The 16,359-nt window shown below is 69.5% G+C and carries 13 protein-coding genes; 4 read left to right on the top strand and 9 right to left on the bottom strand.

The features are described from left to right. Positions 1-126: 126 nt before the first annotated feature. Complete coding sequence (locus OG598_RS14230; protein ID WP_328654881.1) at positions 127-1,377, bottom strand: L,D-transpeptidase; 1,251 nt, start codon at positions 1,375-1,377, stop codon at positions 127-129. Positions 1,378-1,590: 213 nt separating this feature from the next. On the opposite strand from OG598_RS14230, the gene OG598_RS14235 reads away from it, so the two are divergent. Together OG598_RS14235 and OG598_RS14240 are read left to right on the top strand one after the other, a co-directional pair. After that, positions 1,591-2,127, top strand: a complete 537-nt coding sequence (locus tag OG598_RS14235) for a hypothetical protein (protein WP_328654882.1) — start codon at positions 1,591-1,593, stop codon at positions 2,125-2,127. Positions 2,128-2,358: 231 nt separating this feature from the next. Continuing rightward, a complete protein-coding gene (locus OG598_RS14240; protein WP_328654883.1) occupies positions 2,359-3,486 on the top strand; it encodes a DUF1996 domain-containing protein in 1,128 nt (375 codons plus the stop codon). A 69-nt stretch (positions 3,487-3,555) separates the two neighbouring features. On the opposite strand, the gene OG598_RS14245 is transcribed toward OG598_RS14240, so the two are convergent. The 8 genes from OG598_RS14245 to OG598_RS14280 all read right to left on the bottom strand — a co-directional run bounded on the left by OG598_RS14245 (position 3,556) and on the right by OG598_RS14280 (position 14,861). Then, positions 3,556-4,533: a hypothetical protein gene (locus tag OG598_RS14245; protein WP_328654884.1), complete on the bottom strand. Its 978-nt coding sequence runs from the start codon at positions 4,531-4,533 to the stop codon at positions 3,556-3,558. 32 nt (positions 4,534-4,565) lie between these two features. Further along, positions 4,566-6,095: an OmpL47-type beta-barrel domain-containing protein gene (locus tag OG598_RS14250; protein WP_328654885.1), complete on the bottom strand. Its 1,530-nt coding sequence runs from the start codon at positions 6,093-6,095 to the stop codon at positions 4,566-4,568. Positions 6,096-6,103: 8 nt separating this feature from the next. Continuing rightward, positions 6,104-10,042 carry a ThuA domain-containing protein gene (locus OG598_RS14255; RefSeq protein WP_328654886.1) on the bottom strand — a complete coding sequence of 1,313 codons (3,939 nt, stop codon included), beginning with the start codon at positions 10,040-10,042 and terminating at the stop codon, positions 6,104-6,106. Between the two features lie 23 nt (positions 10,043-10,065). Further along, positions 10,066-11,070, bottom strand: a complete 1,005-nt coding sequence (locus tag OG598_RS14260; RefSeq protein ID WP_328654887.1) for a multicopper oxidase domain-containing protein — start codon at positions 11,068-11,070, stop codon at positions 10,066-10,068. 374 nt (positions 11,071-11,444) lie between these two features. Next, a complete protein-coding gene (locus OG598_RS14265; protein WP_328654888.1) occupies positions 11,445-12,284 on the bottom strand; it encodes an amino acid ABC transporter ATP-binding protein in 840 nt (279 codons plus the stop codon). 5 nt (positions 12,285-12,289) lie between these two features. Further along, positions 12,290-13,084, bottom strand: a complete 795-nt coding sequence (locus OG598_RS14270) for an amino acid ABC transporter permease (RefSeq protein ID WP_328654889.1) — start codon at positions 13,082-13,084, stop codon at positions 12,290-12,292. A 101-nt stretch (positions 13,085-13,185) separates the two neighbouring features. Next, positions 13,186-14,004: a basic amino acid ABC transporter substrate-binding protein gene (locus tag OG598_RS14275; protein WP_328654890.1), complete on the bottom strand. Its 819-nt coding sequence runs from the start codon at positions 14,002-14,004 to the stop codon at positions 13,186-13,188. A gap of 176 nt (positions 14,005-14,180) precedes the next feature. Beyond that, positions 14,181-14,861, bottom strand: coding sequence for a hypothetical protein (locus OG598_RS14280; RefSeq protein ID WP_328654891.1), 681 nt, complete (start codon positions 14,859-14,861; stop codon positions 14,181-14,183). 212 nt (positions 14,862-15,073) lie between these two features. Between OG598_RS14280 and OG598_RS14285 the strand changes: the two genes are divergently transcribed. Continuing rightward, positions 15,074-15,709: a SipW-dependent-type signal peptide-containing protein gene (locus OG598_RS14285; protein ID WP_328654892.1), complete on the top strand. Its 636-nt coding sequence runs from the start codon at positions 15,074-15,076 to the stop codon at positions 15,707-15,709. A gap of 9 nt (positions 15,710-15,718) precedes the next feature. After that, complete coding sequence (locus tag OG598_RS14290) at positions 15,719-16,351, top strand: SipW-dependent-type signal peptide-containing protein (protein ID WP_328654893.1); 633 nt, start codon at positions 15,719-15,721, stop codon at positions 16,349-16,351. The last annotated feature ends 8 nt before the right edge of the window (positions 16,352-16,359 follow it).

A 16,359-nucleotide genomic window follows, 5' to 3' on the forward strand; every position in this document is an offset into this window, starting at 1 on the left:
GTAGCTCGCAGTTGTTGACGTTCACGTCGGGGGCCTCGGGGCGGGAACCATCATCGGCTCGTACGTCATGGCCCGGAGGGTAGGGCCGGCGGGCCGGCGGCGAGAGCCCGCCGGGCGCCCGGTGGTTCAGCCTCCGGAGGCGGACGGCCCCGGCGTCGGCACGCCACCGGCGACCGCACGGGCGGGTGGCGCCGACGCCGAGGCCGCCCGCAGATCCGCGGGTACGGGCAGCGCGCTGCCCTTGACGAACTGGCCCCAACTGGTGTTCCAGGCCGTCCAGCCGTTGCCCGCCTGGAGCCGGACCTCGGTGCCGGTGAAGGTGACCAGGTCACCGACCCGGGTGACGCCCATCAACCAGTCGGCGTTGGCCGCCGAGATGTTCGTGCAGCCGTGCGAGACGTTGCGGTGTCCCTGATCCGACACCGACCAGGGTGCCCCGTGGATGAACTCGCCACCCCAGGTGAGCCGTTGCGCGTCCTCGACGTTCACCACGTAGCCGCCGTTCGGCTCGCCGCGCGTGTCGAACGTGGTGTACTGATGCTTCTCCATGATCACCATCTTGCCGGTGGACGTGGGGGTGCTGCGCTTGCCCAGACTGACCGGGATCCTGCGGATCAGCTTGCCGTCCCGCAGGACGCGCATCTGCTTGGTGGCGTTGTCGACTTCGAGCGCCACCTGCCGTCCGATCCGGGACGTCGCGGCGCGGTCGGCGTCACCGACGTGGTTCTTGCCGATCGGCAGACCCGCCAGGCCAGCCCGGACACTGATGGTCGTGCCGGGCCGCCAGAAGTCGGGAGCCCGGTAGTAGACCTGGCTGCCGTCGTCCACCCAGGACCAGGCGCCCGGCTGCGGCGGGTTCGTGGTGACGAACAATCGACGCTGCACGTCGGCGCGGGCCGCCCTGGCGATGGGCGGATCGAAGCCGATGGTCACCGGCATCGCGGTGCCGTACGTCTGCTTGTCGGCGAAGTACAGGGTGCTGCTCACCTGCGGCTTCGTCGACGCCGCCGCGGTGGTGAAGGTGGTGGTGCGGGTGGTGGTCCGCCCGGAGTCGGCGGTGGCGGTCACCGCCACGGTGTAGGTGTGCTGCGGGCGCAACGGGGCGCTCGGCACCCAGGCCGATCCGTCCTCGCGTGGCTCCGCCCGGACCAGCGTGCCCGCGTCGTCGACGATGCGCACGGCGGTGATCTTTCCGCCCGTGACGAGCGGAACCACCTCGGCGCTGAGCGGCACGTTCCGGGAGAGATCGGCGGGCGTGAGGGTCAGTTCGGGCGACGGCACCACCTGCTCGGCGGGACGCACTGCGGCCTTTCGCTCGGTGGTGCACCCACCGAGGACCAGCGGTGTCGCCGCGACGGTCACCGCAACGAGCGCCATACGCCTTCGTAAACCCATCGAACGTCCCCCGGCTTCCGCGTGCTCCGTGGCGGCAATTCTCTCCGCGCCGACGGTGCCCTGTGCTGTTTCCGGAAATCACGCAACGAAGGTGGGAACGTTCGGCACGGCACGCGGTCCGGTTCCGTCCGTTGCGCTTCCCTTTCGTGATCCTCGGGGCATCGAGCGTGATGCCGCCATGGAATGCTGGCCGACATGCGCAGAAGACGACGTCGGTGGATTCTGCTCCCGCTGCCCCTCCTCCTCCTGACCGCCTGCACCCCACCGGATGAGCCGATCGCCGCTCTCGCCGTCCAGGATGGCCAGCCCGTCGGCGTACTGGTCACCTGCGAGGACAGGGACGCGCGCCTCGCGGTATTCGAGAACAACCATCAGGGTGAACCGGGCAAACGAACCCTGATCAGGTGGAGCATCAACGGCCCGCCCGCGAGCGAGATCGTGGAAGTCGCCCTGTTGGGTCAGCCGCCGGAGGGCTGGGAGGTCGCCGACGTTGTCGGTACCCCAGCGGCCGAGGCGGGCATCGATCCGGACGTCGAGCCGCTCACCGAATTTCTGCCCGGGGTCACCTACACCGTCACCGGGTCGAGCCGCCGTCACGCCATTCCGGTGGACTTCACCCTCGCGGACCTCCCACGGATCGGCCCCGGCCAGGTGCTGGCGCCGCGCGGACACGACTCGACGACTGTCATGTCCCGGGAGACCTTCCTGCGCAAAGCACGGGACAAGTGTTGAGCAGGACGGCGGTCGGGGAGACCCGGCAGAAGAGCAGAGTGCCGCCACAGTCGCCGATTACGGTTTTTGAAGAGAAATCAAAGAATTGAGATCGAGCCGACATCACGGCGACTCCACAAACCTGACCAGGCAATCGCAGAGCGATATTTAAGGGAGAATTAATCGTTTCAGTGGGAAACGAGCAGGGGGCCGACTCGTATTCTTCGGGCTCGGAAGAAAGGTGCGCCCCCGTTGATAAATCTCCGCTCCACCCCTCGACACCGTCGTTCCGTCACCGCGCTGCTGCTGGTGAGCGTTGCGCTCGCCGGCGGATGCAAGGAGGCGCCGGGCACCCCCGGCGCGTCCGGCCCGTCCAGCGACACCGGCATCGGCTCGCCCGGCCCCGACGCGCCGACTGCCACCGCCCCGGGCGACCCGTCGGGCACGCCGAGCACCCCGGCCACCTCGGCCACCCCGTCCGCGCCGGGCAAGCCGGCGACCAGCGCCGCCCCGCCCACCGCTTCCGGCGGCTGGATCACCATCGACGCCGCGGCGCAGGCTGCCGCGACGAGGGCGTTCTTCGCGCGCAAGCCCAAGCCGGTGACCGGCAACCCCGTCAACGTGCCCGAATTCAACGTCGGCTGTACGACCAGCCACCACAACAGCGACGACCCGATCGTGCTGCCGAAACTGGTGGGCGGCTCGCACAACCACACGTTCTGGGGCAACAGGTCGACCGACGCCAACTCGACCGCCGACTCGCTGCGGGCGTCCAAGGCGACCACCTGCAACTCGCCGGACGACCAGTCCGCCTACTGGGTGCCGACGATGTACCAGAACGGCAAGGTCGTGGACCCGAAGGAGGTGACCGTCTACTACGGATCCCGCCTGAAGGACCCGAGCAGGACCCAGCCCTTCCCGTTCGGCCTGCGAATGATCACCGGTAACGCCAAGAACCAGGTCGACACCCCGGACAAGCAGGGCAACCACTTCTGGTGCGCCGGCATCGGCGGCGAGATCGGCCGCAGCGCCGACAAGACGTTCCCGGTCTGCGCCAAGACCGCGAACATCGTCCGGCAGATCACCTTCCCGGACTGCTGGGACGGCAAGCACCTGGACAGCCCCGACCACAAGGCGCACATGGCCAACGGGGACCACACCGGGGCGTGCCCCAAGAGCCACCCGGTGCCCGTCCCGTCGGTGTCCTTCGTGATCTCGTACCCGTTGAGCGCGAACACGGACGGCATCACCCTCGCGTCCGGCACGTCGTTCTCGATGCACGCGGACTTCTTCAACGCGTGGAAGGACGAGGCGCTCGCCGCACGGGTGCGCAACTGCCTCGACCAGGGCGTCAAGTGCAACTCGGCCGGTAACTTCTGATCGACACGGCACGACGGCGACGGCCGGTCACCCCGAACGCTGGGGTGGCCGGCCGCCGCCGTCGATCAGCTAGAGCCGGGCGGCGCCCGCCTCGGTGGCCTCCTGCACCGCCGAGGTACGGCGGACCTCGGCCCGCTGGTCGCCGGCGTCCTCCCGGTCCGGGCCGGCCACCCGGGCCGACCGGTTGGTGGTCGTGGCCGCCTGGTCACCGGTCACCCCGCCACGGATCCGGTTGTTCGCGGCCACCTGGGCGGCCGGGTCGTTGGACGTCACCGCCAACTGACCGTTGATGATGTTGTCATCGACGGTGACCCCGCCGGTGGTGCTGGTGATGCTCACGTCCCCGCCCCAGTAACCGCCGGAGGCGCAGCTGTCGAGGGCACCGTTCGGGCCGAGCTGCACACCGCCCAGGTTGCCGGCGAAGGTGGCCCGGCCCTGGACCGCACTGCCACACACCACGCTGCCGGTGGCGCTGTTGAGCACCGACACCGTGCCGTCGACGAACGAGTCGTGCAGGTCGGTGTAGTAGGTGCCGGTGCTGCTGAGGTTGCGCTGCACCTGGGTGCCCCGGTCGAGCCGGACCTCGCCGGCACCGACGGTGACGTGCCCGGTGACCGTCGACGCCTCGGCGAACAGGAAACTGTCGATGGTCGTGGAGCCCTTCGGCCGTACGGTGACGGTGCCGGTGCGGGCGTCCTTCAGGAAGATGCCGTACCCCCCGGCCGCGAGCACCACCTGGCCGTCGACCGTCGTCTCGGTCGCGTCGAGGTACCCGTCGGCGGCGACGCGTACCTCACCGCTGACCCGGCCACCGGTCACCACCAGGTTGCCGCCGGCCGCGACGGTGACGTTGCCGGTGATCGTGGTGCCGGTGAGCGCGCAGGACTCGCCGGCAGGAACGAGCAGGTCGTTGGGCACTGTCACCGCGCCGCCGGTGCCGATGCAGTGGGTGACCAGGTCGGCGTGTGCGGTGGGCGCCACGGCCAGCACCGAGGCCGCGATGACGGCGCTCACGGTGGCGAGCTTGGCGACGGTACGTCCGGGCATCGTGATACTCCCTGTCGGTGAGGTTCGAGGACTCATGCGCCGACGTCCGATCGGGCCGCGGCCCGGACGATGGCGCCCTGCTGCCGCCTGTCGAGCGTGCCGCCGGTCACGAGCGCGGCGGTGACCGCTTCGACGTGTCGGACGAACTCGGCGTGGCCGGGGTAGTCGGCGTGTTCGTCGATCAGATCGTTGATGGTGCAGCCGTCGCCGGTGTCCACGTTGGCCACACCGGTGTCGCCCCCGTCGATGATCACGGTGGCCCGGGTGTCCGAGTCGGGGCAGCGGTCGGTGTCGTCGACCACGACTGTGAACGACGTCGACTGCTCGGTGGAGGAGTTCCCCGCCGTGTCGGTCGCCCGATACCGCACCGTGTGCGCGCCGGGTGCGCGGACGGCGACCGGAGCGGCGTACGCCGTCCAGCCTCCGGTGTCGAGCGCGTACTCGATCTTCGCCACGCCCGACTCGGCGTCGGTGGCCGTGACGGTGACTGTGGCGCCGCCGACGTACCCGCCGTCGTCGTTGCGGTCACCGGCCACGGTGGCGGCGACAGTGGGTGGGGTCGTGTCCTCGGCCTGCGGCTCGACGACCGTGAAGTGGGACATCTGCTCCGCCGACGTGTTCCCGGCGACGTCGGTGGCCCGGTAGTGCAGCATGTGCATCCCGGGCGCGTTCACCACGATCGGGTTCGTGTACGCGGTGAAGGCCGCCCCGTCGAGGGCGTACTCGATGGTGGCGACGCCGGATCCGCTGTCGGTGGCGGTCAACGTGGCGGTGGCCGTACCGATGTAGTTGCCGTCGCCGTCGCGGTCGCCGGCCAGCGCGACAGCGGCCACCGGCGCTGTGGTGTCGTCCTCCCCCGGCTCGACGATCCGGAACGCCACCGAGCCGACGGCGCTGGTGTTGCCGGCCTGGTCGGTGGCGCGGAACTGCACCGCGTGGTCGCCGATCGCCGTCACCCGCACCGGCTCCGTGTACGGCAGGAAGCTGGTGTCGTCGACCTGGTACTCGACGGTCTGGACCCCCGAGTCGGCGTCGGTGGCCGTCACTGTCACAGTGGCCGCGCCGAGGTAGTTGCCGTCCTGGTCCTGGTCGCCGGAGACCGCGCCGGTCACTGTCGGCGCTGTGGTGTCGCCACCGCCACCGCCCTCGGTGACCACCAGCTCACCGACCATCGAGCTGTGGCCGGGGATCGAGCAGAAGTACCGGTACCGGCCCGGGGTCAGCGTCACCGTCGCCTGGTGGCGGCCGTTGTTGGCGTCGAACGGGCTGGCCAGGATGTTGAGTGTGACGTCGTGGTTGTAGCCCTCGGTGCTGGTGTCGAAGGTCAGCGTGTGCGGCATCCCGAGGGTGTTGCCGGTTGCCTCGCTGTTCTCCCAGATGATCGTGGTCTCGCCGGCCACCGCCGTGGCGGGTGCGGACTTGTAGCGGGTGATGTCGCCGTCGGCGGTCCAGGTCAGCACCTGGTCGGCGGCGACGCGGGGGGCGGCGGAGGCGGGCGCCACTGCCCACGGAATCACCGTGAGCAGGAGCGCCGCCAGCGCGGCCGTCAGTCGTCGGGTCATCGTCACTCCTAGAGTTCCCGCGCACGGATGTTGCGGAACTCGGCCAGGTCGTTGTCACCGTGGTTCTGCAGACCGATGAAGCCGCGCAGGAACTGCCGCAGGTCGGTCGGCGGGTCGCCGGCGCGCGACGACTGCTTGCCGGGCGTGTTGTCGAACTCGTTGATCACCACGCCGTTGCGGATCATCGTGTAGTGCTGCCCCACGGCACGGATCTCGTAGTCGTTCCACTCGTTCTTCGGCGTCACGCCGGCCTGGGCCAGCGGCACCGGGTCGAAGTTGTAGACCGAGCCCGTCTTCTGCGGCTCACCGGTGTCACCGTCGTAGATCTGGATCTCGTGTCCGCAGTAGATCGCCATCCACGCCGGCGAGGTCCGCGCCGACCCGACGGTGCCGCAGCTGTCCGGTGGCCGCTGGTCGAGGGGCGTTCGCAGGTCCGGGAACCGGATGAAGACTCCGGTGTTGGCCCGGCCGGTGCCCGGAGCGATGTCCCGGAACTGCAACTTCAGCGAGAAGTCGCCCAGCTCCTTGGTGTGCCAGAGCATCCCCAGGCCGCCGCTGGAGCGCAGCGACCCGTCCGGCTGGATGCCGAACTGTCCCGACGGCGCCTGCTGCCAACCGCGCAGCGACTCGGCGGTGCCGTCGAAGAGCGGCTCGTACCCGGTGTGCCCGTCCCGGCCGATCTCCGACGCGGCGGCCAGGCGGGTGAGGGTGCCCGCCTCGCGGGTGCTGAGCAGGTCGTCGTCCTGCAACGCGCGGGCCACAGCGGTGACGTGCCTGACGAAACCGTTGTGGTCGGCCCAGGTGCTCTCGTCGTCGATCAGGTCGTTCGCCGTGCAGCCCTGCCCGACAGTGCGACTGGGCACCCCGGTGTCCGTGTCGCCGAGCCACACGGTCGACCGGTCGTCGGGCACCGCGCAGCCCACCGTCACGGTGGTCTGCACCGTCGCCGTCTGACCGTCGGCGTACGTGACGGTGAGCTTCGCGGTGTAGGTGCCGACAGTGGCGTACGTGTGCCGGGGATCCGCCTCGGTCGACGTGGCGCCGTCGCCGAACTCCCAGCGGTGGCTGACGCCCCCGGAGCGGGAACCGGTGAAGGCGATGGTCAGCGGCTTGTTCTGCACGGCGACCGAGGTCGCCGCCGGTGCCGGGGTGGGCGCCCCGCCGGTGTAGGTGACCCGGATCAGCTTCTGGTTCGCGTGCAGGCTGAAGAAGCCGCCGCCGTAGTCGAGCAGGTAGAGCGCGCCGTCCGGGCCGAACTTCGCGTCCATCCAGCTCTGCAACCGGGTGTCGCCGTTGCCACCGGGGATGATGGCCCGCAGCGACTCGGCGTACACCGGTGGGGCGGCCTGCGGCACGCCGGCCGGGTCGACGGTGACCGCCACCCGGTTGGCGGCGTTCGACTGGTCACCGATGAACCACTTGCCGTCCCAGTGCTCCGGCCACGCCACCCCGCTGGTGGTGTCGACGAGGCTCCGGTGGTACGTCGGGCCGGACATGATGGCCTGCCCGCCGCCGCGCAGGTACGGCTGCGTGTAGGTGGCGTCGGCCGCCACGTAGGTCGGCAGGCCGCTGCCGTCGGTCCGCTTCGGGAACACCGGGCCGCCGCCGTCGGGCGAATACCAGATCATGTTGTCCCGGGCCGCCGGGATGTCCTCCAGCCCGGTGTTGCGCGGCGAGGTGTTCTTCAGGTTGTCGCAGTCGTACCAGCCGGTCAGCACCGTCGCGTCGGTGTCGCTGCGGTCGCGGTACGGCTGCCGGTTGCCCATGCAGTACGGCCAGCCCTGGTTACCGGCGGAGGTGATGATGGTGGCCGTCTCGTACTTCGCCGGGCCAAGGGTGGGGCTGGGCGACGAGGCGTCCGGGCCGACCCAGCCGGCGGTCAGCCACTGGTGCACGGGGTCGATCTGGAGGCGGGCGATGTTGCGGACGCCCATCACGTAGATCTCCGGCCGGGTCTTCTCGGTGCCCGGTGGGAACAGGTTGCCCTCCGGGATGGTGTACGTGCCGTCCGGCTCCGGGTGAATCCGGATGATCTTGCCAGCGAGGTCGTTGGTGTTACCCGACGTGCGGCGGGCGTCCTGGAACGAAATCCCCTGGTACTCCTCGGTCCAGTTGTTGCCGGCGTAACCCTGCGACCCCTCCGAGGAGTTGTTGTCGCCGGAGCCGACGTACAGGTTGCCCTTGGCGTCGAACGCCATGCCGCCGCCGGCGTGGCAGCAGCTGTGGATCTGCACCGGGAACTGCAACAGGTCCTTGCGGGTGGCCTGGTCGATGGTCTGCGCCTGCCGGTCGTAGGTGAACCGCGAGACGGTCCGCTGACCGACCCGCTTCACCCGGTCGATCGAGTCGTGCGGCATCCAGTAGACGTAGAGCCACCCGTTGTCGGCGAACGCGGGGTCGGGCACGATGCCGAGCAGACCCTCCTCGTTCTTGACCAACTCGGAGCCGCTGCCCCGGTTGCCCATCACCTCCAGTGTGGTGAGCAGCTTGACCTGCTTGGTTCGCGGGTCCCAGGAGTGGATGGTGCCGCAGCCCAGGCCGACCTTCGGGTTGTTCCAGTCCGCGATCGGGCCGCTCGGGCAGGCCGCCTTGCCGACGTAGAAGACAGTGCCGTCCGGCGCGATGTTGAGCCCGTGCGGCTCGCCGATCTGGTCCAGCTGCCCGGTCTGGTTGGCTGCGGTGAGCCGTTCCACCTTGTAGTTCGCGGCGATGGTGGCCTGGCAGTCGCCGCGTACCCGACCGGTGGTCCAGTTGAGGGCGCCGGCGAGGTGCGTGCGGAACGCCTCCTCGCCGTAGCTGCCCTCGGTGTGGCCCATGCCGGTGTAGAACGACCGGCCGCCGTCGTAGTCCCGGCACCAGGACACCGGGTGGAAGGCGCCGTTGGCGGCGGCCCCCGCGTTGTAGTGCCGCTCCTCGACCTGGGCGAGCGTGTGCACGGTGCCGATCGGGTTCGGGTCCCAGTTCTCCCAGCGGTCGGAGCGGGTGAGGGTCATCGGCAGCGACGCGGTGGCCGGGTGCTTGCGGTCCAGGATGTTCACCACGGCGCGGTTCACCGCGGGCGGCTCCGGGGCTGTGGTGCTGCCGGTGAACAGGCGCAGGTCGGCGAGTTGGACCAGCGGTTCACCGCTGTTGGCGGTGACGTTCAGCCGGTAGCGCGTGAACTCCTGCGGCGCGGCGATGTCGAACCGCCGGGTCTGGTACCGCTCCGGGAAGGTCTGCCCGGTGCGGCGGTCCAGGTCGGTCCAGCTCTGGCCGTCAGCGGAGCCTTGCAGGGTCCAGTCCTTCGGGTCCCGACCGGCGGAGTCGTTTGCCGACGTGAGCGCGTACCCCGTGATCTTCTTCGGTGCGCTCAACTCGTACGCCACCCAGGCGGTCGGGGTGCGGACCAGCCACTTCGTGTTGGCGTCGCCGTCGGTCAGCTTCTCCTTTGTCTCGTTGGGGGCGTTCTCGCCGCTGGCGGTCACCTTGGCCACCGGCTCGGCCACCGGGATGGCGCCGGCCGGGCGGGTGCCGATCAACCCGGTGAACCAGGTGGAGTCGACCTGGGCGCGGGCGGCGTCGGCGATGCCGACGAAACCGCCGCCGGCCTTGACGTAGTTCTGGAGCGCCGACTCCTGGTCGCGGTTCAGCGCGGCGCCCGTCGCGGAGAGGAAGACGACGCTGCGGTACGCGGACAGCCCGGCCGCGGTGAAGGCACCCGGGTCCGTGGTGGCCGTGACATCGATGTCATGAACGGCACCAAGCTGTTTGATGGTGTCCACCGCGCGCGAGACCGGGTCCTGTTGCTCGGCCACCGGGCCGTGGAACACCAGGACCGCGGTCTGCTGCGGCGCCGCCGCCTGCGGGGCGGCCGCCGTTCGTGGTGCGGCAGCGGCCGCCGTCGTCGCCGGGAGCAGTGTCGCCAAGGCCGCTACTGCGGCGAGGGTTCGTCGTAGTTTTCTGGTCATGCCCGTCCCCACTTTCGGTTCGGTCAGCTTCCGTGCGTGTGGGTGTGGCCCTGGAACCGGTGGATCGCTTCCTCAGCGCCCGGCGGCATGCTGCCGTCGGCGTTGCGCACCAGGAAGATTCCGGCCATGCCGCCGTCGGAGTGCGTCTGCACGTGGCAGTGGTACATCCACGCGCCGGGTCCGACGCCCTCCCCGGCCAGAACCTGGAAACCGAACGAGCTGCCCGGGTTGAGGTCCTTGTTGTCGACCACCAGGCTCGGGTCGCTCGGCCCCTCCAACATCCCGGTGCGGTTGTCCGCCCAGCGGTGCGCGTGCAGGTGGAAGGTGTGGAACAGGTTGCCGTGGCCGATGGCGATCCACTCGACGCGCTCGCCCAGATTCGCCTCGAACATCGGGGTCGCCGGCGCCATCTTGTTGTTGATCATCATGTCGTGGAACACCGCCGTGAACTGCTTCGACGGCAGGACGTCGCCGCGCCGCCGGACGATCAGCGCCCCGTACAGTCCCTTCGCGACACCGCCGGTGCCGTGGTCGGTGCCCATCGCGTGATCGTGGTAGTGCCAGTAGCCGGCGCTGCCCGGCATGTACCGCCGGCCCGCCGCGGCCACCATCTCGTGCGAGCGCCAGACGTACGTCCGCGTCTCACCCGGGTTGTTGAACGAGGCGTTGAACGGACTGCCGTCGGACTCGGTGCTGTAGTCCACCCCGTGCGGATGGATGGACAGACGCTGGCTTGTGGTGTTGACCAGGGTGATCTCCAGGGTGTCACCCTCGTACATCTCCAGGATGGGGCCCGGGACGGTGGCCTGACCGGGTGCCAGGCCGTACCCGAACAGGTTCCCGGGCAACTGCTCGGCGTAGATGGTGATCTTCTTGGTGACACCGGCGGCGGCCCGGGCGGGGCTGCCGCCGAACGCGGTGCCGATCGTTGGGGCGGACGCGCCCAACGCCCCGGCGGCGAGCGCGCCGGTGGCGATCAGCGATCTGCGGGACAGGTGGCGGCGAGGGCCACCAGCGTGATCGTCCATGGGTCTCCGTTCCCGACCGGGCGAAGACGCGACGAGACAGGGTGCATCGACCCGAGCGTGGGGGCGGTAGCACGACTGAGGGTGAGGCTCGTCGCGGACTTTGCTCGGAAGACTCAGAACTTTCGATGGATGACAGCAACTTATGTAATCCATCGACGAAAGTACAGCTCTGATTGCAAGAAGATTACCTTGACATCACGATGTCCGTCGATTGACATGGAGCTGACATGAAGCCGTCGACCTGGTCAGTCGCGGGCGGACGCCACCGCCCGCAGCGGCAGGAGCAGGAGCAGGAGCAGCGGCAGGAGCGCACACGTCGACGCCGGGCCGCCCTCGAGAGGGCAACCCGGCGGACGGACGTACGGGATCGGTCGTCAGAGGTTGTGGCGGTCGTCGAGCGGCACGCCGGGGGTCTCCGGCGGCTCGGGCGACTGGTCGGGCCCACCGAGCTGCGCGACGCGGGTCGGGTCGAGGACCCGGGCGAGGAACGCGCGGGTCCGTTCGTGCTTCGGCGCGCCCAGCACCTCCTGCGGCGAACCCTGCTCGACCACCACGCCACCATCCATGAAGACGACCCGGTCGGCGACGTCACGGGCGAACGCCATCTCGTGGGTCACCACCATCATCGTCATGCCGTCCTCGGCCAGCTTGCGCATGACGGTGAGCACGTCGCCGACGAGTTCCGGGTCGAGCGCGGAGGTCGGCTCGTCGAAGAGCATCAGCTTCGGCTCCATCGACAGCGACCGGGCGATCGCCGCCCGCTGCTGCTGCCCACCGGAGAGCTGCGCCGGGAAGGCGTCGGCCTTGTCGGTCAGCCCGACGCGCTCCAGGTTGGCCCGGGCGATCCGCTCGGCCTCGGCCCGGCCTCGCCGGAGCACCCGGCGCTGGGCGATGGTGAGGTTGTTCAGGACGGTCAGGTGCGGAAACAGGTTGAACGACTGGAACACCATGCCGATGCCACGGCGGACCGCGTCGATCTCGACGTCCGGGTCGGTCATCTCGACCCCGTTCACCCAGATCGTGCCGGCGGTCGGCTCCTCCAGCAGATCGACACAGCGCAGCAGCGTCGACTTGCCGGAGCCGGACGGCCCGATGACGCAGACCACCTCGCCCTGGCCGACCTCGAAGTCGATGCCCTTGAGCACCTTGAGGGGCCCGAAGGACTTGTGCAGGTCGCGGATCTCCACGGCGGGGCGGGAAGGGGTTGTCGTCATCGGGGTCACCGAGCCTTGGCGTAGCGGAGTTCGAGGCGTCGTACCACCTGCGACAGCGGCAGGGTGATCACCAGGTAGGCGAGGCCGGCCACCAGCAGCGGGGTCGCGTTCACCCGGTCGTTGAGCATGTCCCGACCGAACTTGGTGATCTCGATCGTCTGCGCCGTCACCCCGAGCACGTAGGCCAGCGACGAGTCCTTGGTGAGCAGGATGAGCTCGTTCGTCAGCGGCGGGATCACGATCCGGAACGCCTGCGGGATGACGATCGTGCGCATGGCGGTGAAGTGCGACATGCCGAGGGTCCGCGCCGCCTCCATCTGCCCCTTCGGCACGGCCTGGATGCCGGCCCGGATCGTCTCCGCCATGTACGCCGCGGCGGTCAACCCGAGGCCGATCGCTATCGAACCGAACACCCCGCCCGGAATCTCGCGCTCCGGGAAGGCGATCGGGATGCCGTACCCGACGAGGAAGAGCACCAGCAGCGCGGGCAGACCCCGGAACAGCTCGATGTACGCCGTCGCCACCCAGCGGTACGGGGCCACCCGGGACAGGCGCATCAGCGCCAGGATGGTGCCGAACACGAGGCCGAAGGCGAATGCGCCCAGCGTGTAGAGGATGGTGTTGCGCAGCGCGACGGTGATGATCGTCGGGAACATCGACTTGATGATGTCGACGCGGAAGAACGCGTCGGCCAACCTGTCCCAGTCCGCGGTGACGAGCACCGTGGCGATGATGGCGATGAAGACCAGGTACTGGAGCCCGAGGGACAGCCGCTCCCGCTGGCGGCGTCGCAGCTTCACGTTCGCTCGTTGCCTTCCCGGAGGTTACCGACGTCGGAGGGCGCGCGGGACGCGCGCCCTCCGGTACTGCGCGGTGCTCAGGCGCTGGGCCGCTGTGCGGCTCAGGCGCTCGGCTGCTTGCCGATCCACTTCTCGTAGATCGTGTTGTACGTGCCGTCCTGCTTGGCCTTGGCCAGCACCTCGTTGATCTTCTTGAGCAACTCGGGGTTGGCGTCCTTCTTCACGGGGAAGCCGTACTGCTCGCCGGTGTCGAACTCGGCGGCCACCTCGAACCCGCCCGGGTTCTTCTTCAGGTACTCGGTCCAGACCGGCAGGTCGTTGATGGCGGCTTCGACCTGGCCGTTGGCGACGGCCTGCTGGAGGGCGGCGAGGTCCTCGAACTCGACGAGCTTCAGGCCCTTCTCCGCCTCGAGCTTCTTGGCGTAGTCACGACCCGTGGTGGCCGCCTGGACGCCGAGCTTCTTGCCCTTGAGGTCGTCGAGCGACTTGTACGTCTTGCCGGTCTTCACCAGCATCGCCTGGGTGGCGTCGAAGTAGGGATCGGAGAAGTCGATCACCTTCCGCCGCTCCTCGGTGATGGTCATGCCGGCGGCGGCCGCGTCGCACTTGCCGGTGTTGAGGTCCTGGCCGGACTTGATCCCCTCGAACGGGGTGTCGATGATCGTCTGCTCGACGCCGAGCTCCTTGGCGACCAGGTCCATGATCTCGACGTCGAAGCCGGTGACCTTGCCGCTGGCGTCCTTGGACTGGAACGGCGGGTACGGCAGGTGGGTGCAGACGGTCAGCTTGCCCGCCGCGACCAGCTTGACGCCGCTCGCCTGGACCTCGCTGTCGTCCTTCTTCGCGCAACCCGCTGTCAGCGCGAGGGCGGTGACGGCCACGACGAGGCCGGCCTGACGGACGGCGCTTGGGAACCTCACGGCTGTGTCCCTCCGATTCGGCTTCCATTGCATAGAAAGCCAATCTGGTTCATAGACTTTGCGATAAGCGACCGTACCCGATCGGGAGCGTCGCCCCCAGATCACGCCGTGACCGCTTGGCCGACCCGGCCCGGCGACCTCCGCCGGCAAACCCGACACTTGCCCCGCAAAGTGCCTCAGCCGCCGGTTCCCTCGGCCGCCCCGTCCGGGGTGAGGGCCCCTTCGTGGGAGTCTGTGTCCAGGAACACGTGCTGGTGTCCCTGGCCGGAATCGACGCTGATCTGATCGAGCTGGGTCGCCGCGACCGACCAGATCGTCGCGGCCTCGGCCGCCTGCCGCGCGGTGACGTCCAGCAGGGCCGCACGTTGCGCGGCCGGAACGCCGGCCGCCAGGGCGTAGGCGTCGACGGCCAGCGACGCCTGCTGGACCGCTCCGCGCAATCCTCCGCGCGCCACGTTGGTGGCGGTGGTCCCCGACGGCGGGTCGGCGAACGGCTCGGCCGCCTGGCGCATGACCTCCTGCCACTGGCGCGCCTTCGCCGGGTCCGGCGCACGTCCCGCGGCGGTCGTCTCCGTCTTGATGGCGGTCAGGACCGGGGCGACCTGGTCGCGGACGCGTCGGGCCGTCTCGATCAGCTCCACGATCTGCTGGGCGTCCCGCTTCGCCTCGTCCTGCTTGATGCTCGCGATGGTCGCCTCGGTCGCGTCCGGACGGCCCACCTGGTAGCCGATCAACCCACCCAGCAACGCGGTGACCAGCGCGATAACGCCCGCCACGGCCGCGAAGCGCACTGTGCGCTGACGGCGCACGTCGGCCTTGTCCAACTGGTAGGAGGGTCGGCCGGTACGGCGCGCCATCGCATCTCCTCACATCGATGGTGTGGGGCCAAAGATTAGCCGCCCCCGTGACGTCCGTCGATAGTGCCGATCGGGGGCCCGCTGCCCACCTGAGCCCTGCTGGGGCTATTTGAGCACTTTAGGAGGTTTGTCCTTATTTGGTGCTTATCGTGATCCTTGCGCCGCTGGCACCGGCCCACGACAACCAACCGCGTTGCACGGAGGAGGACACATTGAGTGAACCGACAGGGACGGCAGTGGAGAAACCGGGCAGCCGAGGCCGCCGTCGCAAGCTGAAAGCCATCCTGGCCGGAGGGATCGTCCTCGGCCTCGGTGCGACGATCACCCTCGCCGCCTGGAACGACTCGGAGTACGCCACGGGCACGTTCACGGCGGGTACCTTCAGCATGGAGGGCAGCACCAACGGCACCACCTACGCCGAGCACCCCACCGCCGGCACGGCGGCAGCGTTGACCTTCAGCACCGGCTTCGACGACATCAGCCCGGGTGACGTGGTCGCGGCACCGTTCGCCGTCCGGCTGACCGCGGCCACGACATACGACGCGACAGTCACTGTGGCGTCAGCGACCCCCGCTCCACCCGCCTTCGTCGGCCTCACCTACGGGATTGCGACCGTCCCGGCCTTCGCCGACTGCAGCGCGACACCCACCACCCCGACCTGGATCGTGGCGCAGGGCACCCCGCTCAACTCGGTGGCCGGCGCGGTGCCGTTCAACCTGACGCAGGGCACCCCTCCCACGACGCCCGGCGCTGCGGTGAACCTCTGCTTCGTCGTCACGGCGGGGGGCACTCTGGTGCAGGGCACGTCGGTAACGGAAACCTGGCAGCTCCTGGCCGAGTCCGTCTAGGTGGTGGCCGTGGTCAACCGTCGGACGCCGGCCGGAACACCACGGCTTCGCCGGACCCGTGCCGTACTCGCTGGCGCCCTCGTTCTCGGCCTGGGAACGACGTCCACGCTCGCCGCGTGGACCGACAGCGAGTACGGCACCGGGTCGTTCGGCGCAAGCGTCTTCGGCACCGAATCGCAGACCGCCTCCAGTACCTGGGCCGGCCACACCCCGGTGGTGAACGCCGCGACGCTGGCGTTCAACGCGACGGCGATGTCCCCTTCGGTGTCGTTCTACGCCTTTCTCGACATCCGGACGACCTCGACGACGAACGTCGGTGGCGCTGTCGCGCTGACGAGTTCGTCGAACAACTCCGGCGCCCTGCTGCCCGCCCTCGAGTACCGGGCGGTCCGGACCGCCACCACCAGCACCACGTGTGCCGCCGCCGCCTTCTCCGGTTCACCCACCTGGATCGTCGGGCCTGGTTACTCGGCCGTCACCGCCGTTCCCGGCTCGCCGGTGTCGTCCCCCATCACCGTGCCGAGCGGCGCGACGCCACAGCTGCGGTTCTGCTTCGAGGTCCGGGTCCAGTCCGGCGCCAGCAACGCGTACCAGGGCACGACCGGGGTCGTCACCTGGGAATTCACTGCCACGTCTACGTAAAGGATCTG

Source organism: Micromonospora sp. NBC_00330, assembly GCF_036136635.1.
Lineage (GTDB): Bacteria > Actinomycetota > Actinomycetes > Mycobacteriales > Micromonosporaceae > Micromonospora > Micromonospora salmantinae.

Bases quoted from the DNA above. Each gene is read 5' to 3' on its own strand.
- OG598_RS14255 (WP_328654886.1), bottom strand. From the start codon at position 10,042: ATGACCAGAAAACTACGACGAACCCTCGCCGCAGTAGCGGCCTTGGCG.
- OG598_RS14260 (WP_328654887.1), bottom strand. From the start codon at position 11,070: ATGGACGATCACGCTGGTGGCCCTCGCCGCCACCTGTCCCGCAGATCG.
- OG598_RS14230 (WP_328654881.1), bottom strand. From the start codon at position 1,377: ATGGCGCTCGTTGCGGTGACCGTCGCGGCGACACCGCTGGTCCTCGGT.
- OG598_RS14235 (WP_328654882.1), top strand. From the start codon at position 1,591: ATGCGCAGAAGACGACGTCGGTGGATTCTGCTCCCGCTGCCCCTCCTC.
- OG598_RS14265 (WP_328654888.1), bottom strand. From the start codon at position 12,284: ATGACGACAACCCCTTCCCGCCCCGCCGTGGAGATCCGCGACCTGCAC.
- OG598_RS14280 (WP_328654891.1), bottom strand. From the start codon at position 14,861: ATGGCGCGCCGTACCGGCCGACCCTCCTACCAGTTGGACAAGGCCGAC.
- OG598_RS14250 (WP_328654885.1), bottom strand. From the start codon at position 6,095: ATGACCCGACGACTGACGGCCGCGCTGGCGGCGCTCCTGCTCACGGTG.
- OG598_RS14245 (WP_328654884.1), bottom strand. From the start codon at position 4,533: ATGCCCGGACGTACCGTCGCCAAGCTCGCCACCGTGAGCGCCGTCATC.